This is a genomic window from Arthrobacter silviterrae (genome assembly GCF_011045165.1).
Lineage (GTDB): Bacteria > Actinomycetota > Actinomycetes > Actinomycetales > Micrococcaceae > Specibacter > Specibacter silviterrae.
Genome location: NZ_JAAKZI010000030.1, coordinates 1 through 22510, shown reverse-complemented (window position 1 = coordinate 22510; position 22510 = coordinate 1). Strand labels below are relative to the sequence as shown.

The following is a 22510-nucleotide window of genomic DNA, read 5'->3' as shown; positions in this document are numbered from 1 at the left end:
ATACACACCTGGATGTTCTTGCGTTTCGAAAGCGTTGATCGTCACCGGTCTCCTCGATTGAAACTGGGAGCGCGCTATTTCGTCACTTTGAGTTCGCGTATCGTCAGGTCACGGAACGTGGCGCTTCCTTCATTGACGTAGAGGCGGATGCCATTGTCGCTTTCAAGCGGGAACACGCGGTGTGAGTGTACGACGCGCCCGTCTCCGACGAACATCTCGACACTGGTGCGGTCGACGAGGATGCGCAACTTGAGGCGTCCTGTTGAGGTGTCGAGCGGGGTTTGAGTTTCGCCGGCCGTTGGGTTGATCGTGGGACTCCGGTTTACGTAGGCGTAGGGGTTTCGCAGGACTGCACCGGCTGCGACATGCCTCCCGCCGCCGGGTGCGCGGCAGAGTTCAAGACCTACGTTGTCGGGGGTGGAGGCGGGGTCCCACACGAGTTCGCAGCTCAGGTCGTAGGCGAGTGCGCGGATATCGAGGTCGTGTGTTCCCGCTACCGTCACGTCGCCTAAGAAATGTGTGTGCTTTACGTAGTTCACGACGGCGGATGTGGGGGTGGAGGCGAGGTAATAGCCACCGTTTCCCTGTTTCAGGCGGACGTCGCGCACGATCATGTCGTCACCGTTGTAGGCGTCCGTCGCGAGGGTCGGCGTGTTGTGGGGGTAGTCCCAGAAGTTGGCCCAACCGATCGCCCGGCGAAGCGTGGCATCCTCGGCCCCGGATGCCTTGTGATGCGGGTAGGTTACTGCCCCGTAGAAGTCGAAACCATAGTCGAGCCATTCCGGCTCTGGATGGTCGGGAGTGAAGGAACTGCCGTCGAAGGCGCCGGTCCAGTAGGCGTAGGTCGCCGGCAGCCCCCGGCCCTTGCCGTTGACACTGGTGCCCAGTACCCAATGGGAAGTTCCGTCGTTGGCCGCCATCCGAAAAATGTCGGGGCACTCCAGGAGACCAAAGTCGGTGCGCACGAACTCGCCCACCCGGGTCCAGGAATGGAGGTCCGGTGAGACGTAGAACCCGAGCTTGTTACCTTCGGCGTTTGCCAAGAGCCAGCGCCCGCGTTCGGCGTCCCAGATGATCTTTGGGTCGCGGAAATCCTGAACGCCGGGATTCGGGAGGACGGGTGCCTCGCTGCCTGCCTTGAAACTGCGGCCGTTGTCGGTGGAGTACCAGAGGTACTGCGCCTGTTTGCCGTTTGGGGCCTGGGTGACGACGGCGATCACCGCACCTTTGCCGTAGCCCGCCGTGTTCTGTTTATCGACTACGAGGCTCCCGGTCCAGCAGTCACCGTTCGGGTTCGAAAATTTCGGGATGGCGACGCCCCGGTCGCGGAAGGCCACATGATCATGGGTGGTGGCCAGGCGCCACGATGTGCCTCCGCCACCTTCGATGTAATCCGCGTTGTACAGGTAGTAGTACAAGTATTCGCCGTTGACGAAAATGGGGCGTTGCGGGTCGTTCTTCCAGTTGTCCGGCACACTGAAGTGGTACTCCGGACGCTGATGCCGGCGCCCCCTGTCTCCGGTGGCAGCAGGTGCTGCCACCGCATTGGTAGCCATCGCCGGGGCCACGAGTAGGCTCATGGCCGCGACTCCTGCGCCGGCGACCATCAATCGTCTACTGACTCCCGCCCCCGAGACGGCGGTGTCCTGTGTACTGCGTTTTTCTTTCATGAAACTCCTGCTTTCTTTCTCATAGCGGTGCTGCCCATAGGGGGCTGTGTGAGGGGTCAGCCGGGCTCAGGGAGCCTCGAGGGAACTAGTGCCGATCGCTTTCGAAGGCCTCCCCCCCTCGGTCCAGGGATCGAGGGCCTGCAGCTGAGCGACTCCCGCGGCGGCCCTGAACAGATTCGCGCATTCCCACGTCCTTGCGGTCCGGTCGGTATTTGCAGTGTTGGTATCTGCCCCGGTGGCCGCCATGCTCATGGACAGGACGCCAAATCCGGATACTAGGCCTATGGCGAGGTTGAACCCAGCACCACGAACCTAGTGGTAGTCACTAGAGTCCGCGTGGATCGGTTCTATCAGGGCATCGGCGATGATGATCGTGGGGTGTGCCAGGCCTGTCCCTACCTTCTATCTGCGGGACGAGTTGCCGGAGTGATTTGACGATTGGCCTAGTTCCAGCTGGGGTTCTTGGGGGCGTATATATGCAACTTTTCCAGGGTGGCTGTGCCGCCTAAGGAATAGACACTCACACCAGTACTCTCTTCCAGCGGGAAAATCAGTTCCGCCAACGACACCGTGCCGGCTTGGGCGAACACTTCAACCGAACTGTGGTCAACAACTACCTGGAGCGTGTATTTTCCCACGGTCTCGACAATGGGTGCACTGTCTATCGAGGGGAATGTGCTGTGGAAATCAACCTGGCCGGAGTTATTGCGGTCAATGCTGAGCTGGCCCAGTGCGGGAGTGATGCCGATCCGGGTGCCTTCGGCGGCACCCTTGCGAACGATGAGGCCGAATTCCGTGGCGGTTCCCGCGGTGAATTCTGCCTCGAGCAGAAGCACGGGGCCCTCCGCTTCTAGCGGGTGCGTGCCCTCGGCGATGGGGAGGGCAACGGAATTGTGGAATGGGGTGGGTTCGAAATGGGTGGACATTTCTGCTCCCGGGCGTTGGATCAGTCGAGGCTGGCCAGCGACGGTGGCCAGTTCCACCTCCCGTGGGAGTGCCATCTGGCTGCGCCAGGGACCAGTGGGTGTCTCGTTGGCGTAGTCCCAATTGTTCATCCAGCCCACCATGATTCGGCGCCCGTCGGGAACGTCGTTGAATGATACGGCCGCGTAGTAGTCCCGGCCCCAGTCCAGCCACTGGTATTCGCTGAGGCGGGTTGGATCCTGGAGGCCGTCGGTGACAGTGGTGTGGGAGGTGAATGTGGTGCCGTCGAAGTCGCCGACGAAGTATTGGCCGGCTGAGCCGTTGTTGGGCCCGCCCGGGTTCAGGTTCACGACGAGGACCCATTTGAAGTTCTCCGGGTCGCCGTCCACGGGGAGGGGGAAAAGGTCGGGGCATTCCCAGATTCCTCCGGTCGCGTTGGCGGGTCCGAAGCTGCTGAGGTACTGCCAAGCCTTCAAGTCCTCCGAACGGTAGAGAACCACTGTGTGGTCCACTGCTTCCACGGCCACCATGACCCAAAACGATTCGGTGCCGGTGTCATAGCGGAACACTTTGGGATCGCGGAAATTGGCCGAGCTACGGTTCAATACCGGGTTGTCGGCGTATTTTTCCCACGTGTATCCGCCATCAAGGCTGTACGCCAGTGACTGCGCTTGGAGGCCGGAGTGAGGTGACGCTTTCGTGTAGGCACTGGTATAGATGGCAACCAGCGGCGGCTGTAACGTGGTGCCCAAACCCGAGGTGTTGTGTGCGTCAAAAACAATGCTGCCGGAGAAGATCTCCTCGTACGGATCGACCCTAATGGCCACGTCCTGCTCGGTCCAAAGGAAGAGATCTTCCGAGGTCGCATGCCCCCATGACATGTTGCCCCAGGTCGATCCGTGTGGGTTGTTTTGATAATAGAGGTGGTAAAGGCCGTTGTGGAATATTAGGCCGTTGGGATCATTGAGCCAGGTATTTCGGGCGGTGTAGTGGAGTACCGGACGGACGGTGTCGACCGCGGTATGTTGCGTATTCATGATGTGAGGTCTCAATTCGCGGCGTGCACGTTGGTGCCCAGGCAGGCGGATGTGGATGCCTAAGGAGGTAAATGGGTGTGCGGGGATGGACGTCTCAGTTACCTGGCGGAAGGATAGTCCAAGGCCCAGTGGGAGTCAGTGAGTTGGACACGCTGGCTGGGCCCGGCTGGTGACGTGTAGTGCCCGCCTGGGCCGGCCGTGCCGGGTGCACGATTCGCACCCCGCGCGTCAGGAACAGCGGAGAGCAGAAGCCGCGTGTAGGGGTGGTGAGGGTTAGCCATCAATTCCAGGCTTTCGCCGCCCTCAACCAGCTCGCCGGCGCACATGACCATGGTTTTATCGGCGATGTAGCGAGCTGAGGCCAGGTCGTGGGTGATGTACAGCATGGACACGCCGCGCTCATCGCGGAGCCGTCGCATCAGGTTAAGGATGCCGATGCGTACAGACACGTCCAGCATCGAGGTCGGTTCATCTGCGAGGATGACCTCGGGTTCCGCTGCCAAGGCGCGTGCGATAGCCACGCGTTGACGTTGTCCGCCGGAGAGCTGGTGCGGATATCGCTCAAGCATGGCTTCATCGAGCCCGACGGCGGCGATCAATTCGCGAACTTTGGCCCGGAGCTCGTTCGTTCCAGCGGGACCCTGGTGGAGGAGGAGCGGACGGACCAAAAAATGCTCGATCCGGTGCGCGGGGTTGAGGGATCCGAAGGGGTCTTGGAAGACCATTTGGACCTTACCCCGGTAGGCCATAGAGGCCTTGCGCTTTTGGGTGGCAAAAATATCCTCCCCATCTAATATGAGCGATCCACTGGTTGGCTGCTCTAACCGGGCCAGTATCCGGGCAATAGTGCTTTTTCCACTGCCTGATTCCCCCACCAGGGCAATGATCTCGCCTTGGCCTATGTCGAAGGAAACGTTCTTGACCGCCGGGACGGTGGTGCGGAAAGGGAATGATCCGCTGTGGTAGTCCTTACTCAAATTTCGGACTTGAACCAAGGATTGGGCCCTTGTTCCATGTACGGTTTCGAATCTGCTGGGGATGCTCATTGGGCGAGCCTTTCGGGGGGTACGACAAATTCCGGAACCAGCAGACAGGCCGCGTCATGGTTTTCGGCCGCCGGACGCAGAACAGGATCCTGGATTCGACAGGCGTCCATCGCCAGCGGGCACCGGGGGTGAAAGCTGCAGCCTGAGGGGCGCCCGGCCGATGTCGGCGGCGCGTCCGGCAGCCCCAGCAGTTCGGTCCGTGGACCGCTCAGCGGCGGGAAAGCATTCATCAGTGCCGTGGTGTAAGGGTGCAGAGGATCATCGAGCAGAACGTTTGACGGTGCCACCTCCACCAAACGGCCGGCATACATGACGGCCATGCGGTGCGACAGTTCGACCATCAAGGAGATGTCGTGGGTGATGAACAGAACGGAGAATCCCAACGATTGCTGGAGTTCTTTGATCTGCGCCATGATGTCTCGCTGGACCACCACGTCCAGGGCTGTGGTGGGCTCATCCATGATGAGCAGTGAAGGGTTGAGCGCCAGCGCAATAGCAATGACGACACGTTGGCGCATTCCGCCGGAAAGCTGATGCGGATAAGACTTGAGCCGGTCTGCCTTGATATCCACCAGGCTCAGTAGATGGGCTGCGCGCTCTCGGGCTTCCTTCTTGGGCATTTTTTCATGGGTCGTGAAAACATCCATGATCTGCTCGCCGATGGTCATGACGGGGTTCATGGCGTTCATGGCACTTTGGAAGACCATGGACATATCACGCCAACGCGTCCGACGCAGTTCTTCATCGCTGAGCGTCAGCACATTGCACTGGTTGAGATCAATACTTCCAGCGGTGATTTTGGCCGGCGCCTGGAGCAAGCGCATGACAGCGTTAGCGATGGTTGACTTTCCACAACCGGACTCGCCGGCCAGTCCAAAGATTTCTCCGGCTCCGATGTCTAGGCTGACGCCGTCGACGGCGTTAACCGTTCCCAGGCCCGTCGTGTAGCTGACGCGCAAGTCCTTGATGCTCAACACCGGGTTCGACGCCGCACGAGGGCCGGCGTGGGGCCCGCCCTGCAAGATGGTGCTCATAGTTAGTCTTTCTTTTCTGCCCGCAGGCGAGGGTTAGTGACCTCGTCAACGGCGTAGTTGATCATGGCCAGGGCAAAGGCAATCAGTGCGATGGCCAGACCCGAGGGAATAAGAACCCACCAATCACCTGTCATCATGGCGCCGTCGTTATTAGCCCAATACAGATTGGTTCCCCAGCTCACTGAAGAGGTGTCGCCTAGGCCCAGGAACTCCAATCCTGCTTGGGCGCCAATGCCGTAGATAATGCAACCCAGCAGCGTGCTCATGACGATCGATGCCATGTTCGGCATGATCTCCAGGAACATGATCCGCCACGTCTTTTCACCTGTGACGATGGCCGACGCTAGAAAGTCCTTGCCGCGAATCGAGAGTGCTTGAGATCGCAGCACACGTGCGCTGCCGGCCCAGCCGGTAATGACTAGGACGATGACAACTGTCGCGGGTCCCGGCGGCAGGAACGCGGCAAGCACAACCAGCAGGGGCAGTCCCGGGATCAGGAGGAAAATATTGGTCAGCAGCGAGAGTAACTCATCGGTTACTTTGCCGAAGTAGGCCGAGGCAATGCCGACCAGGCAACCGATGAAGGTGGCGATGAGCCCCACCGCGAAGCCGACTGACAGTGAGCTTCGCGATCCCCACAGGGTCAGGGCCAGGACGTCCTGGCCCTTGGCCGTGGTACCGAGCCAATGATCTGCTGACGGGGCGGCCGAGACATCCGCGGTGAAATTCGACGGGTTGCCTGGCATCAGCACAGGTGCCAGGACCGCCAGCACGACGAAGAGGAACAGAATGGTCAATCCAAACAGTGCCTTTTTATTGGTGAGCAGGCCGTGGGCAAGTCCGCCGCCGGTGACCTTGGAAAAGATGCTTCGTGGGGCAGACGGCGGGGTCTTGGTGTCTCCTGAGGTGCTGGTTTGCCGTTGTGACTGGGAAATTGACATGGCGAGGAGTCCTTAGCTGACCCGGACCCGAGGGTCCAGGCGTACGTAGATGATGTCGACGAGGAAGTTCGCTGCCAGTACCGCGGTCGTAATCGTCAGGAAGATTCCCTGGGTCAGCGGATAATCCAGGGCCTGCACGGAATTCAGGAGTTGATAGCCAATGCCGGGGTAGGCAAAGACCGTCTCGGTCAGCAGGGCGCCACCGACCACGAAGCCCAGGGACATACCGAAGGCAGTGATCGAGGGCAACATGGCGTTCCGGGCCGCGTAGTGGAACATGATTCGCCCGGAGCGCAAGCCCTTGGCCCGGGCCATGGTGATGTAGTCCTCGGCCGTGGTGGCAATCATGGTGTTTCGCATGCCCAGCATCCACCCGCCAATGGAGACCAAAACAATGGTCAGCGCTGGCAGCACAAGGTGATTGGCGACGTCGGCCACGTAACTGAAGCTGAACGAAGGCTCCACACCGTCGGTAAATGCGTGGTTGAGCGGGAACCAACCCAACACGATGCCGAAGAGGTACAGGGCCGCCATGGCGAGCCAGAAGTAGGGAAACGAGCCTACAAAGACGAGCAATGGCGGGAATACCGAGTCCAGGAACTTCCCCCGCCTCCACGCGGCAATGATGCCCAGCAGATTTCCAAGCACGACGGCGATAATCAAGGACGTGGCACCCAGCAACAGCGTCCAGCCAATTTCGGAGCTGATCACCGAGGAAACCGGTGTCGGGAAACGGGAGAGGGAAATACCCATGTTGCCCCGGAAAATATTGCCGATGTAGTCAAGGTACTGCTGCCACAACGGCTTGTTGGTCAGGCCGAAAAGCTGGCGCAGCGCTGCTATCTGGTCCGGACGCATTTGAGTCTGGACCTGGGCAAACATGCGACTGACAGGATCGCCGGGCATCAGCCGCGGGAGAAAGAAGTTGAGCGTGATGCAGGCCCAGAAAGCGATCAGGTAAAACCCGAGCCTGCGCAGAAGAAACCTCATTGGGTGCCTGCTACTTCACTGGTTTGAGCGACGTCAGCACCAAGGTGGTGGTGCTGGAGCGTGCCGAAAGGGTTGCATAGGGGTCAGTAGCGGTGGGCCAGCCGGTGAAGTTTTGGTCTGAGTACGCGCCCCAGACCGGGCTCGGGAACAGGGGAATCGCCGGTGCCGTGGTATTGAACCGGGCCTGCAATTGGTCCACGATCGTCTTCTGCTTGGCCGGATCCGATGTTGCCGCCATCTGGTTTAGGAGGCTCGTGGCCTGAGCATCACCGAAGCGGTGGTAGTTCTCATTAGCGGACGTACCGACCGGCACTACACTGTTTTGTGACATCTCGCCACGGTAGAACTCGTATGGGGTTGTCGCGTCGTTCGTCCAGACGATTCCGGTATCGAAGGTTCCCTTGGAGTAGCCGTCAACCACCTGGGACCAGTCCGGTGAGCTGACAGTCATCTGGACCCCGATTGCCTGCATGTTCTTGGCAATCACCTGTGCCACGGAGATCCAGTCAGAGGACGCCGAGCCCACGGAAATCGAGAAGGCGAAAGGCTTGCCCGACTTGAGCGTGCGGATGCCGTTGGCGCCGCGCGGGTAACCGGCCGCGTCAAGCATCTTGTTGGCCTCTGCGACGTTGAGTTTCGTCCAATCGCAGCTGTTGACAATGGAGGCGTCCTTCCAGCTGGCATACCCGTCGGTGAGTCCTGTGCAGTCTGCGGGATGCGTGTAGCTTGACTCGCCCAAAGTTGCCACCTGGCTGCGATCCACTGCCATACTCAACGCCTTCCGGACGTTCACGTCATTGAACGGCGCTTTGGTGGTGTTCAACTGCCACTGGATGGTGCCTCCAGTTGTGGGGTACCAGAATTTGCGGTGTGCCGGATCCTTGTCGACATAGCTCTTTTGGATCGAGGGAATGAACTGATCGCTCCAGTCAACGTCACCGTTTTCAAAGGCCAGGTTGGCGCCGGAGTTGCCTGCAAACGCCAGCATTTCAATCCCGTTGATCTGCTGCTTCTGCGGCTGCCAGTAGTTCGGGTTCTTATCCAGCTCATAGGACTGGGTCTGGAAATGCGAAACCTTCGTGTACGGGCCAGTTCCTACCGGGTTGGCATTGGTGAACTTGGCGGGGTCGCTGACCTTGGACCAGACGTGTTCCGGCACAATGACCTGGGCGCCGATCTCGTACAACCCGGGTGAGTAAGCCTTGTTGAAATCAAAGCGCACAGTGGTCGGGTTGACCGCGCTAACTTTTGAAAGGTAGGAATAGCCGCCCTGGATCTTCTGGGCCAAGGTGAAGGTGCTGACAACGTCAGCCGCTGTCATGGGCTGTCCGTCCGACCACTTGACATCGCTGCGCAGCGTGAAGGTCACGCCCTTGCCGTCGGGGTCAACGGTCCAGGACTTGCCCAGCCACGGGACAGCCTTGCCAGTCATGGGGTTGACAATGAGCAGCGGCTCAAAGACTGCCTGAGTGGTCATGGGCAGCGCGGTGGGGGAAAACGGGTTGAAGTTGGCGGTGAAGGTGGCGGTGTCTTCGCGTGGGATGCGCAGAATTCCGTCTGAAGTCTTGCCTGCACTGGCGCCGTGGACGCCACTGCAACCAGAGAGGGCCATGGCACCTAGAACTGCGGATGCGGCAAGGATAGTCAGGGATGTGGAGCGCTTATTTTTGGGCATGAGGTAGCTCAATTCGTCGTAGATCTGAATGAGGGTATGAAGGGAGAGGGGTGTGTTGAAGCGTGGGGTTGTCTAGCGGGATCTGTGCGGAACGCCTACGGAACTCCGCTCAATGAGCGAACAACCCACGAGAGTTTCACGGACCGGGCCGTAGTTCCCCGAGGCAATTTCTGCCAGGGACCTGACGCCCAAGGCAGCCATCTCTCGAAAGGGCAGCGCGATTGTGGTCAAGCTGGGGCGCAGATAGTTGGAAATAAGTTCCTGGTTGTCGAAGCCAATCACGGAGACGTCTTCGCCAATGGTCAGCCCGCGTTCCTTAATGGCGTCATAAGCACCCATGGCCATGCGGTCTGTGGCACAGAAGATGGCCGTGGGCGGGTCGGCGGCATTGAGAAGCGAGAAGGCCGCCTGGTAGCCCTGGTCAGCCTCACCGCCTGCATTGATAATGAGGCCTTCATCCAGTGCAATGCCCTCTTGAGCCAGCGCGAAGGTGTATCCCTCACGTCGACCGATGGCGGCGGGAATAGTTGGATCCAAATTGATCATCCCGATCCGGCGGTGGCCGGCATCGATTAGTCTCATGGCGGCAGTGTGTCCGCCTGCTCTTTCATCCGGAGTGATGGACGGTAATTTGCCGTTCTGGTCAAAGCAGTGGACCAGAACGGCGGGAACCTCGCTGATGGTATCGGGCAAATTCACGCCGCGGTGCCATGCCGTAGCGTAGATCAACCCCGCGACTCGGTGCTCAAGCATCATTTCGATCGCCTTGCGTTCCGACTTATCGGTCCCATCGGTGCTGGCAATCAGCAGCATTCGCCCTTCCAGGGCCGCCTGCTCCTGCGCGCCGCGAACAATGTCCATCGCGTATGGACCGGTGACAATTTCGGTGATCAGCCCATACAGCTTCGATTCCTTGGAAGCCAAGGCTCGAGCACTTGCGTTCGGTCGATAGCCGAGTTCTGAGACCGCCTTCTGTACGCGTAAGCGCGTCTCATCTGAGATCCCAGCGTCGGTGTTTCCACTCAGAACGAACGAGACAGTGGTCCGCGAAACCTTGGCGTGGTTCGCCACGTCCAACATGGTCACTTTGGCGCGAAGTGGCTCGTTCATCGTTGAATAATCCGTTCGTTGACATCTACTGGACAAACAGACCATCTAACGCGCTTATCTAACGCGCGTTAGATGGTGTGAGATAAACCATAAAACACTCTGGAGGGATGTGTCAATCATGTTGCCTCCGAATTTCACCCACTTCTCGGGCAATGGCACACCAGACATCACCAAGTCACGGCCCAACGGGCCAAAGACGCAGACGTCGAGGCCTACAGCGAACGACCAGAAATTGGTTCCGCCAGTCCGCTCAGCTCCCTCCCCCAGATGATTGATTCCAAGGGGTCAGTGGTCGCAAACTGTCCGGGAACGGCGGATGGTCGGTGCAGTCCCGAGTGCACGCCGGGGTCCTCGCATCGACCTCTGTGATCAGACCCGATGTCCCGAAGCAAACTAGAAAACTTGCTTCGCTCCGGGATCCAGGAATTCTCACTGAAGACGAATTCTCGACAACGAGGTCTGAACTGCTGGCCCGCCCCTGACTCCTTCGACCTTCTCTATGGGCTTCACAGGTCCCAAATTCGGCAGCCGGGACGTTTTCAACAGCAGTGAGGGGAAGCCTTGGCACAAAAAACCATCGTCGTCATAGGCATCGCTCTGAGGGCGTCTGCCAAGCTCAAATCCGCACGCAATCGACGCCGGGTCACCTACCGTGGCTGTCCCGTCATTGTTTGGGGCGCCCTTTCGAGGAAGCACCGAGTACATCCTCAACACTTCTTTGCTCGCGCCTGTTCACAGTAGTAAACTGTAGTAGAAGACAGGGGCAGGTTCCCTGTTATGGATTACTGAGGGTCCCGCGGCCAGGAGTTGCGGGGCCCTCAGCTTTTAACTCCTTCTTAGTGCCTGCCGCCACTGCTTCCGTCATCATCCTCACCCATTCCCCCCTCGGCAAACACCACGGAGATTCTCCGGCCTACCACCTGTTCGCTGTTAAACTGTTCTCAGTTTGGCTCACGAAATTGACCCCAATTTAGGCTGACCAGGTCGGCCAGTCAGAGGCAAATGGCCACCAACTTGGGGTGGGTAGTACTCCACTCCCCCAACAAAGCGTCACCAAAAACACAATTCACGACCGATAATGGACACATGACTGGTGGGGTCGAGACCACGCCTCAAACAACCGGAATTGGTGAACAGTGACGGACCTCCATTCACAACCAGTGACATGCGGTCCGCCATGTCGATGAACCTGCAAACGGCCGTCAAACGGCATATCCGGCGCTGCGCGGCCGGCCTCGTCACGTTTTACTCACGTTTTTGAACGAAAACCCGTGCCAATTATTGGCATGCCAAAGGGGCCCCGTTGTCCTGCACTCCCTCCGGAATTTGGCGGTTCTTGGCGTCGGTTGAAGCCTGTTGGCATGAGGTTCCTGGGTTTCTCTTGGCCGCCGGTTCGAGTCCGGCCCGGGGCACCAAAAAGGGCCTCTGACCTGCGGCTTTACTGTTTCTGCCGGGTCCGCAGAAGGGGCCAAATCACGCTTTACTCACGTTTTTGAACGAAAACTTGGTCACGTTTTTGGCCTGTTCGGAGTCCAAACAGGCCCCATTTTGTCGCCACGTTTTTCAATCTGCAAGCGTAAAACCGCGGAATTCCGCGGTTTTTTTGGGGTCCGTTCGACGCGGCGCCATGCCGGCGAACTTTCGGCCCTCCGATCGCCCTGCTCGCCGCACCGGGCACCGCCGGCCAGCCAAGGACGTCCTGTGTTAATGCAGGCAGTCCGGCGCGGTCGAATCAATCGTCCACGTCACGTAATTCGGCAATATTTCCCGGGACCACCGGCCCAAGGTAGGGCTGTGGACGGTACGCGCAGGCCCAACCTTCCGTACTACACCACCCCTCAACACATCCCCTCAGAGGTTTTTAGCGCGGTGCACGACCCCTCCGGGACTCGCCAAGGCAGTGACGGCCGGATCCGGGTTCAGCCCCACGTGTCCCCGTGGTCGTCCAGGCTTTGTCGGATCCAGCGCGATCCCGGGCCCTCGGCCGCGGCCTCGTCCCCGGGGTTGAAGAGGTGGCACTTCTTCAGGGAGAGGCAGCCGCAGCCAATGCAGTCATCAAGGGAGCCCTGGAGTTTTTCCAGCCGGCGGATTCTTGCGGCCACCAACTGCGCCCAGTGCGTGCTGAGCCGGTGCCACTGCTCCTGGCTCGGCGCCCTGTCCAACGGGAGTTCCGCCAGCGCGTCCCCAATCTCAGCCAGGGTCAGGCCCACCCGCTGCCCCGCCGCAATGATCGCCAAGCGCCGCAGCGTGTACCGGCGAAAGAGCCGCTTGTTCCCGGCCGTCCGTTCAGAAGTGATCAACTTGCGGGACTCGTAATACCTCACGGTGGGCACCGACAGGCCCGCCCTGCCCGCAATCTCACCGATGGGCAGCAAACTCTTGGAGACAGCAGTGGCCATGAACCCATGATTGCACCCCACCGTCTTGACCTCAAGCAAACTTGAGGTGGTTCCATGGGCATGCACCCCAAACACCACGGCAAACACCCGATTCCCCCCTGGAAGGCACCGCATACATGAAAATCCTCAACGTCACCCTCACCGCCCGCGACCCCGCCACAGCGGCCCGGTTCTACCGCGACACCCTCGGGCTGCCGGTCACCTCGACGCTTGCCGGCGTCGAGGTCATTATCGGCCACAGCCGCCTGACACTGACCGCCGGAGACCGGTATGACGGGGCACACCACCTCGCCTTCGGCATCCCGCCCGAGGAATTTGAGCTCGCCCACCAGTGGCTGGCCCGCCGCGTCCCCCTCATCAAGGCCGGCGGCTCCGAGGTCATCGCCGGATCCGAAGAGTGGGGATCCCGCTCCCTCTACTTCCCGGGACCTGAAGGCATCATCCTGGAATTCATCGCCCGCAACGCCGACGCCGGCACGGCCCCCACCGCAGGCGATAACCCGCACATGCTCTCCATCAGCGAAGTCGGCATGGGCGTCGAGAACGTCCTGGACGCCGCAGCCACGCTGTCCAGGGAACTGGGCATCCCCCACTACTACGACCTCTCCACCACCTTCGCCTCCATGGGAAGCCACGACGGCCTCCTGATCCTCGTGGACCAGGACCGGACCTGGTACCCCACCAAAACCTCCACACCAGCCCGCGGGCCCCTCATGGTCCACATCGAAGCACCAGCGCGGAATTCCCGCACAAACCTCAACCAGTGGACCACCATAACCAGCTCATAGCCGCCGCCATGGCCAGCCAGACTTCCACCCCATTGAAAAACGTTCCGGCCACGGCACTGACCACGGCCACTAGGCCTTGACCACCGACCTGGTTTGGGGACTGAGGGCCTGCGCCATCGACAGTGCGGCGTGCCAAGGAATTTCGTAGCGGGCATGAAATCATCACTGCATGACGGGGACAATTTATCTTGGCGGCGGCGGATCAGACGACGAGGAGGCAAATTTGTGGATCGAAGCCTTCCACCCGGGCTTGCGGGTAACAGTGTGGCCGTTTGCGCGCCGTGGACTTGAGGACCGCCGAAGCGCCGGCCGTTGGATCACCGGCGCCCTCGAACGGTTCAATCCCTCACATGTCGATGTCTGGACCACCACCGAGGCGCGAATGGACGGCGGCCTCGGAGGCACGGACATCATTGCCATTCCGGGCGGGAACACCTTTGACTTACTGGACACCCTTCAGTCCTCAGGGCTGCTTCCGGCCCTGCGTTCCTTTCTCGACCGTGGCGGGCTCGTCTACGGCGGTATCCTGATGGGGGCCGATATCGGCATCGCACGGGAAACAGATCCGAATGATCCAGGCCTGCAGGACACTACCGGCATGGGGCTCTTGGGTGAACTGGACGTGCTCCCCCACTACACCGGTGCGCTGCTTGGCCTTGCACGCTCACACCATGCCCGAAGCGGCCGTGGCGTGCTTTGCCTTCCCGAACGAGGCGGCGTCATTGTCAAGGACGGAACCATCCGCAACGTGCACCTACAGCTTCGCCGGAAAAACCATTGCCCAGCGCACCGCTGCCGCCGGAACAGTAAAACTTGCCGTCATCATCAGTGACGGCGTCGACACGACACAAACCATCCTGCAACCAGCGACAACCACCACATCAGTCACTCGCTACACGGACGCCTATGGCCTCAACCGGGGCGCCACCCAAACCGCCACCGGCGCCTACACCACCGCCCCCGCCGCCACCTGCGGCATCAGCACCAACGGGGCGAACCCCGCCGGCTACTCCGCCGCCAATGGCTACATCGGCGGCCTCGCCGACACCATCAGCACCCTCACGCACCTCGGCGCCCGCGACCCCGACCCCATCCTCAACCGGGTCAAGCAACAAGACTTCTCCGCCTACCAATACGCCAACGCCGACCCCATCAACAACTCCGATCCTTCAGGGTTTGCAATCGCTGGACCCAGCGAAGGCATCCCCCTGCGACCGAACGATGTATGGAGCAACTATTACGCCTCATCCCAACCTGTTACATGGAACAGTAGTCTTGATGGCTCGGGTGGAAGCTTCACGCGAGATGTCACGGATTACAAAGCCTACGGTCAAGGACCGCCCAATAACGCCATCTCGGGTCCCGCATATAACGGGCCCAGCAAAGCACCATATGCAGACGACATGACCACAGGAATATTAGGGATCGCCGCCGGAGTCACCTGCTTCTTCACAAGCGGCATCGAATGTCCGGCCGCGATAACCAGCGTCAAGCTGAAACAAGAAAACGACGCCCAAAACAAGGCAAACCTCCCACCTGTGCCCTGGGACAAGCACCTGGATCAGCCCGACCAAGCGTACTATGATTCCTGGAAGAACATTAAGGAACAATTTTGGACAAATGGCCATATTCCACCAGAAGTATTCAGGGTCCTTCATCGCGTTGACGAGAAAGACAGCGTGTTTCCCGGATATTCAGGTAAAAAAACCATATAAAAATTATGCAGGTCCAAAATATCAACTGTTGCCAAAAATAGTGAATGCCGACACCGTAACCTATACGGAATGGGACATCTACCCCGATGTCAAAGGAGTCGATAGAGGCAATTATCGACTAATAACAGGGAGTGATCATTCTGCGTACTTTACGTCCGATCACTACTTTAGTTTCGTATCGATAAGATAAGAGTGCTCATGGACTTCAAGAAGGTTTATATTGAATTCTCTGTCCAGCTTCTGGAAGCAACGGACAGCGAGTTGTGGTCGCTGAAATATAAGCTTGACGAAGATGGGATGTCTTGTCGAGTGCTACGGGGCCGGAAAATGCACACAATATCGGACTTGTTCGATGAATTCGCTGCCGTTTTGCAATTCTCGTATTATTTCGGACACAATTGGAATGCTTTTGACGAGTGTTTGAGCGAGATGCAGTACTTTCCATTTGGTCATGGGATCGTATTGTTGATAAGCAGGGCGGATGAAATATTGTCCCAGGAGCCGGAATCGTTGTCCATATTTTTTCAAATCTTGAAGGATGCATCCGATACCTACGCTCGGCCCATTGAACGCGGTGAATGGTGGGATAGACCCGCAATCCCATTTCACGTGGTATTCCATACCCAGCCGGGCGTTGGGCAGCAGTTCGTGAATACGTGGAGAGATGCTGGCCTGAAAATTGTTCCCTGCTCTGCTGATTAGACAGGCCGCCTGCAAAGTCGTTTAGACAATATGAGTTGAGGTTGGTTGGGGTTCCTGCCCGTCCGGGGCGGCCATTGTCGCCGGGCGGTCCGGCGACTCCGGCTTGATGCTGGCGGGTTTCCGTCGTGTTGAGGGCGGCGCCGCCGGGCCTATAGCCCGGCGGGAATAGCCTTGTATCCGGACGGGTAGGGTTTGGGGACTGGGAGCCCTACAGCGGGGGCGCCGGAAGGCTGGGATGTGGTTGATACGTGGGTAAGATTCGGGAATGAAGATCTCGTACCGTCACTGGGTTCAGTTTCGTGGTCAGGCGCTAGGTTTGGTGTGGCAGACCGATGATGCAACTCAGGAAGTGGAGGGGGACACTGATGGTGTTCTTGTCGACAACGGCAGAGTCGTCGTCGTCCATGCGCCAGAGGATTTTTCCGTAGTGGCAGGCCGGTACGGCCTGAGATTGGAAAAGGACAACGATGAAGTTCAAAATTTGGATGGACTGGAACGATTGCTGGATCTGCCGGCTTCGGACGATATTTGCACTCAGGTCTTGAACGCGTGGAACTTGCTTGACGATATTGCCCGCAGTGTCGGCCGCACACCGGACCCCCGATCCCCAGAAGTGGATACGTGCTACGACAAGCTTTTCTGGGGCAATAATCTAGAAAGCGTCACACCCGATGGCGAACACTACAGCCCCTATTTCAGCGATGAGGAGCGGCGCCTCATCGCCGATGTCCTCGACCGGGGACGAAGGGTTCTAGCCGCTCATATCTGATCTTCCCAGGGGCAGGGGCCGCCAGCCGAAGGGCTTGCGGGACAGAAACAGAATATTGTCCGCGTCCGGCGACAAACACCATGCCGCACCGGGTGGCCGAAAGGGCGAGGTGCAGGCACCAGTCCGATCGATGGTGCGGGCACGCACTCTAGCCACCATGTCGATGCATCAGGAGGATCTGAATGATCAGCAAATGGACGAGGGAAGCAAGCCGATTCGTGCTTGAGGATCGCTGGATCCGCGTACGGGCTGACCGTTGCACCGGGGGTGGTGGCCAGGTGATCGACCCCTATTACGTCATTTGTGCCAGCGACTGGGTGTCGATCCTCCCCATGACCAATGATGGGAAGGTGTTGGTCATTGAGGAGTATCACCACGGTGGCGGTGTGGTCGCTCCCGGTCTCCCCGGCGGAGGGATCGAAGCCGGCGAGGACCCGGCGACTGCAGCCGAGCGGGAACTTCTCGAGGAAACAGGTTACCGCCCCTCACAGCTGTTGGCCGTGGGAAGCGCCTACGCAAACTGGGGAAACCAGGACAACCTGATCCATTACTTTGTTGCACTCGGTTGCGAACGTACCGGGGAACAATCACTCGACGCGAACGACGAGATCGAAGTGCGCCACGAACGGGTCGAAGACATCCTCCAGCCAGGCTTCTTCAAGCAAAGCTTCCACCTTGCCAACATCCTTCTCGGACTGCCACATCTACAACGAAGCGCCGGCTGGCAGCCGGCACCCGGCGGAGAGTCAATCACGGCACGCGGGATGCGCGGCGGAGATAAACCCAGTGGCAAGGCGGAGCCGCTACCGCCAGGGAATATCCGCAGGCGGGATGGTCCCGTTCGCTTGACCTTGGACGGGCTAATTGTTGCGCTGTCTTTCCATCCAGCGCGAGGGGCTGGCTAAAGGTTCGAACCCGAACTTTGCGTAAAGACCCTGGGCGTCCTCCGTAGCCAGAAGCATGCGCTTCAAGTTCAGCGGCTCGAATACATCCATTACCCCGTTAATGAGGGCGACGCCGATACCCTGCCCCCGGACCTCGGCAGCGACAAACACATCGCAAAGCCAGGCAAAGGTGACGCCGTCCGTGACTACACGTGCGTAAGCGAGCTGCCGGCCCGTCCCTGTCTCATAGACGCCGAAATTTCGGGATCCTTCAATCGCCCGGTCTTGCGTTGCACGGGACCTTCCCTTCGCCCAGTAGCTCTCCTCGCTGAGCCACTGATGCACTTGTACCCGATCGATATCGGCATCATCTGAAGAGAAACGGTAGATCGAATTCATCCCACCATCCAACCACAACTCATTCACTCCCTTCGGCCCGTCATTGTGCCCTTCCATTGGCGGCCGAATCGACGCTTCGCTTCCCCGCCTTCACGCCCCCACGTGCCACTACCGGGACGAGTCGTCCGTGTTCTGCCGGGCGGCCTGATTTTCCAGTAAGGCGAGGGCTTTCTCACTCGCATCGCGAATCCGATGCAACGCACCAACAACGCTGATGCTGGCGAACAGCACTACGAGGATCAGGACGACGAGCAACAAAGTAATATCCATGGGTCCACTCTCCCAGAGCCGGCAACAGAACCGAAAATGGGCCGTCCACCCGTGACTTCACATCGCCCATGCATGTACGCCTGACGTGGCGGGGTCCCACGGAATGGTGCCCGGTCGTGGAAGGGCCTGCGGGACTTCACCATGTTATGCATAGAATTCCTCCACTGATGAAAGTCCCGACGCTGAGGGTGCCATCGACGTACGTCCGCCAATAGGTCAGGATGGGAACCGTGGATGCATTTTTGCGGGTTGAGATTTTCCCCGGCGACGTGGATGTGACGACGGATTTCTACGAACGTTTAGGCTTTCACGTCACGGCCCGCAATGACGGGCCTCCGCGCTATGCGTCGATTCGCATGGGAACGGTTCGGATCGGTGTCTGCGAAGCCGAACCAGTCGATCCTGCGCAGCGCGCTCATCCGGTGATGACGGAAATGGTGATCGAGGTCGATGATGTGTATGCCCTGCGAGACAGAATCGTCGATCGGGGCATCATTCCCACGGAGAACCTGCAAGAGCGGGAATGGGGGCTAACCGACTTCCGCGTCACGGACCCAGACGGCTACTACCTCCGATTCACCAGCCGCGCGGATTGAACTGAACCGTCCACATCCTTAAACCGAACCTCCTGCGGGACCGATTCTCTTTGCCCGCTCCGAAAGACTCATTTTGGCAGTGCAACCGTGCAACCCGATCCGATATTGCCATTCCCTCTCTCCACCTCCGCCATCATTTCCAACGATGCAGTGCCTGCTCACTACGAAACTGTGGGGCGGTCCGCGTACGCAAGCAACCCAGCATTGCTTACATTGCAGCAGTTCGGTCCGGCTCGGAAAGCCACGGACGTGCTATTTCTTCAGTCGTGGATAATGTCCTTTATGAGTGTGTTATTTGATTACTTCTCTGCTGGGTCTGACGAGGAAGCCGCAACAGTGATCGATCGCGTGGGAGGTCCCGGTTCCCAAGCAACGATTGTGCAGCCCGAGCCGACGCGTGGCATCTTCGGCCGCAAACGCACAACGGTTTCACCGGCGTTCGGCACTGACCCCGAACTTGTCGTCTACGATACGGTTTCTACGAAAAATCTTGATCCCGTTGTACAGCTCGGAACCTTAGAGGAACTGATCACCGGCAAGGCCTACGACGACATTGTTCAGGATCCTCGCAGCGGACACGAAGTTGCGATCGGGGCCGGAGGTGAGCGCCTCGTGCTGACGCTCACTGGCGCCCTGATGTCAGCCCTAGCCGCTGCAGACGACGATGTCCTCGAGCAAGTCGCAGTCCCATGGTCGGAGACGGAGGAGTTCGGGAACGCAGCCGATCCGCAAGATCTTGCCGACTTCTTAAAGAGTTTGTCCCGCCTTGCTCGTCGGGCCGACGCCTCAGCAAAGCGTCTTTACTGCTGGGTCTGCGTGTAGCCGATGGCGGACCTTATCCCATGTGATGACGTACGTGGGGCGCTTTAGCAGCATGTGCGGAGGTTCTTCGCTGGGCGACAAATTGAGACCCTCACCTGAAGCTCAGGTCCGGTCCTCGAACAGAATCCACATTTCCGTGTCTTAGGGGTTGAACCATCGCTGCCAAAGGATCCCTGGACGTACAACTCGATCGGCGGCTGGACTGCAACCGAGGCTGAGAACCTCGGGATGGAGTTCATCATCTGCACCGCGGTCGGCGACGATCGTACCGTCGTGCTTCTCGCCATGACCCCCTCCTACAACCGTGGTGGCAAGCTCCGCGTCGGCCATACACTTCCCATAAGGGAGCCATGGACGATCGGGGCGCTGCGCGATCACCTCTTAGTGTCCGTACCCTACCCATTCCGTCCCGAGCTAGAGAACGCGCACGTCGGCGACCGTCACGTGGATTTCCTATGGTGCTCCCCCTTGCATCGGCCCTGAACCGGTCAGCGGTCCACCTGTTGCATAATGTAGGCATGGACAGGTCAGAGCTCGCTGGCGTTCTCGCGTCGGAAGGATTCGCCCCGGATAGCTACGCCCTGCACGGCAGCGACAGGAACGACACGCTGAACATCGAACAGCAGGGGTCAAAGTTTGTGATCTACTACTCGGAACGAGGAACCCGGAATGTTTTACACGAGTTCCCAACCGAATCCGAGGCCTGTGACTACTTCTTAAACCTCATGCATCGCGCCCGCCGTGAGACGAAGCAGCCCGATTAGCCGACACGACTGGAGACGTGCCCACGGCCTTGCGGAGCCCCGTCCCGCTGGGGCATGTTCACCGGGCAACATGCTGGAGTCGTCTGCGCGTATTGTTGACGGGTGTTTGAACCCCGCCAGCTCAGTGAAAATATCGGGATGCGCATCCTGCGCCCCAGTGACGCGCCGGCGCTTGCCGCCGCGTATGTGCGCAACTGTGAATATCTTGCCCCGTGGGAGCCGGTGCGTCCCGAGGAGTACTACACGGAGGTGTGGCAGGCCGCTGACATTGCCAACCGCCTGGCCGCGATGAAATCCGGGGACGGGTATCCCCTGGGTTTGTTTGCCGGTGATGCCATCGTGGGACGGTTCAACGTGGCCGGAATCGTGCGCGGCTCCTTCCAGAGTGCGGGGCTGGGCTACTGGGTCGACAGCACGTACACGGGCCGCGGCCTTGCCTCCACGGCAGTCGGGGTGATCGTGGAAACGGCACGGGACGGGCTCGGACTACACCGCCTCGAGGCAAGCACCCTGGTGCACAATGCCGGATCGCAACGGGTGCTGGTAAAGGCAGGCTTCCGGCAGATCGGGATGGCTCCACGGTACCTGGAAATCGCCGGGGAATGGCAGGACCACAACCTCTACCAAATAGTCCTCCACGACTAGTGGACTTGACCTGCACACCATGGAGCGGTCCAAGCCATTCGCATCGCTGCCCGCCCCCTGCACGCGGAACGGCTGGTGGGGGCGGGCAGATCTCATCCGGCAACCCTGGCTGCCAAGCCTCAGCCGCGACAATGCCAGTGTTGGCCTCCTTCCCATCCCCCGGCCCCGGACCGTGTTGCCAGGTCCTTGCCAGCGACCGGGCCTAAACTGAATCCACACCAACGACGTGGGGGACGATGCAACCGGAAACTTTACAGCTCCCCGATGGGCTGCAGCTGCCGGCCATCGCGCTCCCACCCCAGGCGGCACCTGCATGGGCGGGATCCCGCCTCCGCCGGCGCCTCCAACGCCGTGCCGTCATAGCGGCAACCATATTCACCCTCGTGCTCCTGGGCTCCGTGTTCGAATTCGGCTCCATCACCAGGCCCTATTGGGGCGGGTTCATCAGTGTCCCCGCGGTCGTCACCAGCCAACACCCTTACTACTCCAGGGGGGATCACTGTGGCCTGGGATTGCAGTTCACCCTGCACGGCCTACAACACACGGCCACCTTCGACCCGGCCTCAACGTGTGCCGGGATGCCCGCCCCGCAAACGACGGTCACCGCCAGTGTGGACCCAAGCGATCCCTCCCACGTCCTGATCGTCGGCCTGGACAGTTTTCAAAGGAACCTGCCCTACATCTTCGCGTTCACGGACGCGATCTGGCTAAGCATGGCCGGGGCGTTTCTCTGGTTGACCACCTCCACCTACCGCAGCGCGCAAACCCTGACCAGCACGGAACAATGGCGGCAGCTGACCCCCACCATCCGCCAGCGCACCATGTACAAAAGCACGACCCAGCTGACCCTGCAGGCCCCCGACAAGAGCGGAACACCCCAGATCTTCCAACTGTCCTACCCCGGCCGCGGCCCGTGGCCAACCCTTCCCATCCCCGGGAAAGCCATGAACCTGTGGATACTCGCCGACGGCGGTGGACACGTCCTCCTCTCCGGACCGGACTGCAAGAATGCCACCGCCGGAACAGCCCACGTGCCGAACAGTTTCGAACTGCGAACCATGGGCATCTGACAAGGACAGCCCCACCCACACGACATGCCGCGAAGTACCTGCACGAACTCCGCTGGAGCCGATCCGTCGGAATCCCTCCCATCCCGGGGGTCCCGCGTGGGAAAGAGGTACCCCTGTCGATGGCGCAAGGTGAGTTGGAAAGATGCCGACAGGAACACGTCCATGACCGGCCGTATGCTGGCCCTGGAGGACAATATTGGGGGAACCGTGGGCAACCATCCTGAATTCCCGAGCAGTGCTGATAGTGGAAAAGGGTCGAA

At 59.6% G+C, this 22510-nt stretch carries 22 protein-coding genes; 11 read left to right on the top strand and 11 right to left on the bottom strand.

Features of this window, described 5'->3' with window-relative positions; translation table 11 throughout:
* Positions 1-74: 74 nt before the first annotated feature.
* The 9 genes from G6N77_RS15250 to soxR all read right to left on the bottom strand — a co-directional run bounded on the left by G6N77_RS15250 (position 75) and on the right by soxR (position 12826).
* Positions 75-1670, bottom strand: coding sequence for a glycoside hydrolase family 32 protein (locus G6N77_RS15250; RefSeq protein ID WP_240902243.1), 1596 nt, complete (start codon positions 1668-1670; stop codon positions 75-77).
* A gap of 443 nt (positions 1671-2113) precedes the next feature.
* Entirely contained in the window at positions 2114-3631 is a 1518-nt protein-coding gene (locus G6N77_RS15245) for a glycoside hydrolase family 32 protein (RefSeq protein WP_165183029.1), read from the bottom strand.
* A 98-nt stretch (positions 3632-3729) separates the two neighbouring features.
* A complete protein-coding gene (locus G6N77_RS15240) occupies positions 3730-4677 on the bottom strand; it encodes an ABC transporter ATP-binding protein (RefSeq protein WP_165183028.1) in 948 nt (315 codons plus the stop codon).
* Entirely contained in the window at positions 4674-5711 is a 1038-nt protein-coding gene (locus G6N77_RS15235; RefSeq protein ID WP_165183027.1) for an ABC transporter ATP-binding protein, read from the bottom strand. Before G6N77_RS15235 ends, G6N77_RS15240 begins: the two co-directional genes overlap by 4 nt.
* Before the next feature lie 2 nt (positions 5712-5713).
* Positions 5714-6652 (bottom strand): ABC transporter permease, encoded by a 939-nt coding sequence (locus G6N77_RS15230; RefSeq protein ID WP_165183026.1) that lies wholly within the window; start codon positions 6650-6652, stop codon positions 5714-5716.
* Positions 6653-6664: 12 nt separating this feature from the next.
* Positions 6665-7642, bottom strand: coding sequence for an ABC transporter permease (locus tag G6N77_RS15225; RefSeq protein ID WP_165183025.1), 978 nt, complete (start codon positions 7640-7642; stop codon positions 6665-6667).
* 10 nt (positions 7643-7652) lie between these two features.
* Complete coding sequence (locus tag G6N77_RS15220) at positions 7653-9254, bottom strand: ABC transporter substrate-binding protein (RefSeq protein WP_240902241.1); 1602 nt, start codon at positions 9252-9254, stop codon at positions 7653-7655.
* A gap of 135 nt (positions 9255-9389) precedes the next feature.
* On the bottom strand, positions 9390-10427 hold the full coding sequence (locus tag G6N77_RS15215; protein WP_165183023.1) for a LacI family DNA-binding transcriptional regulator: 1038 nt from the start codon (positions 10425-10427) through the stop codon (positions 9390-9392).
* 1919 nt (positions 10428-12346) lie between these two features.
* The gene (gene soxR / locus G6N77_RS15210; RefSeq protein ID WP_165183022.1) at positions 12347-12826 is read right to left on the bottom strand and encodes a redox-sensitive transcriptional activator SoxR; all 480 of its coding nucleotides are present in this window, start codon (positions 12824-12826) and stop codon (positions 12347-12349) included.
* A gap of 116 nt (positions 12827-12942) precedes the next feature.
* On the opposite strand from soxR, the gene G6N77_RS15205 reads away from it, so the two are divergent.
* The 6 genes from G6N77_RS15205 to G6N77_RS15180 all read left to right on the top strand — a co-directional run bounded on the left by G6N77_RS15205 (position 12943) and on the right by G6N77_RS15180 (position 17705).
* The gene (locus G6N77_RS15205; RefSeq protein ID WP_165183021.1) at positions 12943-13614 is read left to right on the top strand and encodes a VOC family protein; all 672 of its coding nucleotides are present in this window, start codon (positions 12943-12945) and stop codon (positions 13612-13614) included.
* A 169-nt stretch (positions 13615-13783) separates the two neighbouring features.
* Positions 13784-14446, top strand: a complete 663-nt coding sequence (locus tag G6N77_RS15200) for a Type 1 glutamine amidotransferase-like domain-containing protein (RefSeq protein WP_165183020.1) — start codon at positions 13784-13786, stop codon at positions 14444-14446.
* Positions 14447-15195: 749 nt separating this feature from the next.
* Entirely contained in the window at positions 15196-15519 is a 324-nt protein-coding gene (locus tag G6N77_RS20470; protein WP_420867317.1) for a ribonuclease domain-containing protein, read from the top strand.
* A gap of 8 nt (positions 15520-15527) precedes the next feature.
* Complete coding sequence (locus tag G6N77_RS15190; protein WP_165183018.1) at positions 15528-16031, top strand: barstar family protein; 504 nt, start codon at positions 15528-15530, stop codon at positions 16029-16031.
* A gap of 265 nt (positions 16032-16296) precedes the next feature.
* Entirely contained in the window at positions 16297-16800 is a 504-nt protein-coding gene (locus G6N77_RS15185) for a hypothetical protein (RefSeq protein WP_165183017.1), read from the top strand.
* Positions 16801-16982: 182 nt separating this feature from the next.
* Positions 16983-17705 (top strand): NUDIX hydrolase, encoded by a 723-nt coding sequence (locus G6N77_RS15180; protein ID WP_165183016.1) that lies wholly within the window; start codon positions 16983-16985, stop codon positions 17703-17705.
* Here the strand turns inward: G6N77_RS15180 and G6N77_RS15175 are convergent.
* Together G6N77_RS15175 and G6N77_RS15170 are read right to left on the bottom strand one after the other, a co-directional pair.
* Entirely contained in the window at positions 17661-18083 is a 423-nt protein-coding gene (locus G6N77_RS15175; protein WP_165183015.1) for a GNAT family N-acetyltransferase, read from the bottom strand. The genes G6N77_RS15180 and G6N77_RS15175 overlap by 45 nt on opposite strands.
* A gap of 108 nt (positions 18084-18191) precedes the next feature.
* Positions 18192-18353, bottom strand: coding sequence for a hypothetical protein (locus G6N77_RS15170; RefSeq protein ID WP_165183014.1), 162 nt, complete (start codon positions 18351-18353; stop codon positions 18192-18194).
* Between the two features lie 230 nt (positions 18354-18583).
* Between G6N77_RS15170 and G6N77_RS15165 the strand changes: the two genes are divergently transcribed.
* The 5 genes from G6N77_RS15165 (at position 18584) to G6N77_RS15145 (ending at position 22250) form a co-directional block, all read left to right on the top strand.
* A complete protein-coding gene (locus tag G6N77_RS15165) occupies positions 18584-18949 on the top strand; it encodes a VOC family protein (RefSeq protein ID WP_165183013.1) in 366 nt (121 codons plus the stop codon).
* 282 nt (positions 18950-19231) lie between these two features.
* Entirely contained in the window at positions 19232-19771 is a 540-nt protein-coding gene (locus tag G6N77_RS15160; protein WP_165183012.1) for a hypothetical protein, read from the top strand.
* Between the two features lie 518 nt (positions 19772-20289).
* A complete protein-coding gene (locus G6N77_RS15155) occupies positions 20290-20535 on the top strand; it encodes a hypothetical protein (protein WP_165183011.1) in 246 nt (81 codons plus the stop codon).
* A 102-nt stretch (positions 20536-20637) separates the two neighbouring features.
* On the top strand, positions 20638-21180 hold the full coding sequence (locus tag G6N77_RS15150) for a GNAT family N-acetyltransferase (protein WP_306986821.1): 543 nt from the start codon (positions 20638-20640) through the stop codon (positions 21178-21180).
* A 236-nt stretch (positions 21181-21416) separates the two neighbouring features.
* Entirely contained in the window at positions 21417-22250 is an 834-nt protein-coding gene (locus G6N77_RS15145) for a hypothetical protein (protein WP_165183010.1), read from the top strand.
* Positions 22251-22510: the final 260 nt, after the last annotated feature.

Excerpts from the sequence above, each read along its gene's own strand:
- G6N77_RS15250 (WP_240902243.1), bottom strand. The coding sequence starts at position 1,670 with ATGAAAGAAAAACGCAGTACACAGGACACCGCCGTCTCGGGGGCGGGA.
- G6N77_RS15245 (WP_165183029.1), bottom strand. The coding sequence starts at position 3,631 with ATGAATACGCAACATACCGCGGTCGACACCGTCCGTCCGGTACTCCAC.
- G6N77_RS15240 (WP_165183028.1), bottom strand. The coding sequence starts at position 4,677 with ATGAGCATCCCCAGCAGATTCGAAACCGTACATGGAACAAGGGCCCAA.
- G6N77_RS15235 (WP_165183027.1), bottom strand. The coding sequence starts at position 5,711 with ATGAGCACCATCTTGCAGGGCGGGCCCCACGCCGGCCCTCGTGCGGCG.
- G6N77_RS15230 (WP_165183026.1), bottom strand. The coding sequence starts at position 6,652 with ATGTCAATTTCCCAGTCACAACGGCAAACCAGCACCTCAGGAGACACC.
- G6N77_RS15225 (WP_165183025.1), bottom strand. The coding sequence starts at position 7,642 with ATGAGGTTTCTTCTGCGCAGGCTCGGGTTTTACCTGATCGCTTTCTGG.
- G6N77_RS15220 (WP_240902241.1), bottom strand. The coding sequence starts at position 9,254 with ATGGCCCTCTCTGGTTGCAGTGGCGTCCACGGCGCCAGTGCAGGCAAG.
- G6N77_RS15215 (WP_165183023.1), bottom strand. The coding sequence starts at position 10,427 with ATGAACGAGCCACTTCGCGCCAAAGTGACCATGTTGGACGTGGCGAAC.
- soxR (WP_165183022.1), bottom strand. The coding sequence starts at position 12,826 with ATGGCCACTGCTGTCTCCAAGAGTTTGCTGCCCATCGGTGAGATTGCG.
- G6N77_RS15205 (WP_165183021.1), top strand. The coding sequence starts at position 12,943 with ATGAAAATCCTCAACGTCACCCTCACCGCCCGCGACCCCGCCACAGCG.
- G6N77_RS15200 (WP_165183020.1), top strand. The coding sequence starts at position 13,784 with ATGACGGGGACAATTTATCTTGGCGGCGGCGGATCAGACGACGAGGAG.
- G6N77_RS20470 (WP_420867317.1), top strand. The coding sequence starts at position 15,196 with ATGATTCCTGGAAGAACATTAAGGAACAATTTTGGACAAATGGCCATA.
- G6N77_RS15190 (WP_165183018.1), top strand. The coding sequence starts at position 15,528 with ATGGACTTCAAGAAGGTTTATATTGAATTCTCTGTCCAGCTTCTGGAA.
- G6N77_RS15185 (WP_165183017.1), top strand. The coding sequence starts at position 16,297 with ATGAAGATCTCGTACCGTCACTGGGTTCAGTTTCGTGGTCAGGCGCTA.
- G6N77_RS15180 (WP_165183016.1), top strand. The coding sequence starts at position 16,983 with ATGATCAGCAAATGGACGAGGGAAGCAAGCCGATTCGTGCTTGAGGAT.
- G6N77_RS15175 (WP_165183015.1), bottom strand. The coding sequence starts at position 18,083 with ATGAATTCGATCTACCGTTTCTCTTCAGATGATGCCGATATCGATCGG.
- G6N77_RS15170 (WP_165183014.1), bottom strand. The coding sequence starts at position 18,353 with ATGGATATTACTTTGTTGCTCGTCGTCCTGATCCTCGTAGTGCTGTTC.
- G6N77_RS15160 (WP_165183012.1), top strand. The coding sequence starts at position 19,232 with ATGAGTGTGTTATTTGATTACTTCTCTGCTGGGTCTGACGAGGAAGCC.
- G6N77_RS15155 (WP_165183011.1), top strand. The coding sequence starts at position 20,290 with ATGGACAGGTCAGAGCTCGCTGGCGTTCTCGCGTCGGAAGGATTCGCC.
- G6N77_RS15145 (WP_165183010.1), top strand. The coding sequence starts at position 21,417 with ATGCAACCGGAAACTTTACAGCTCCCCGATGGGCTGCAGCTGCCGGCC.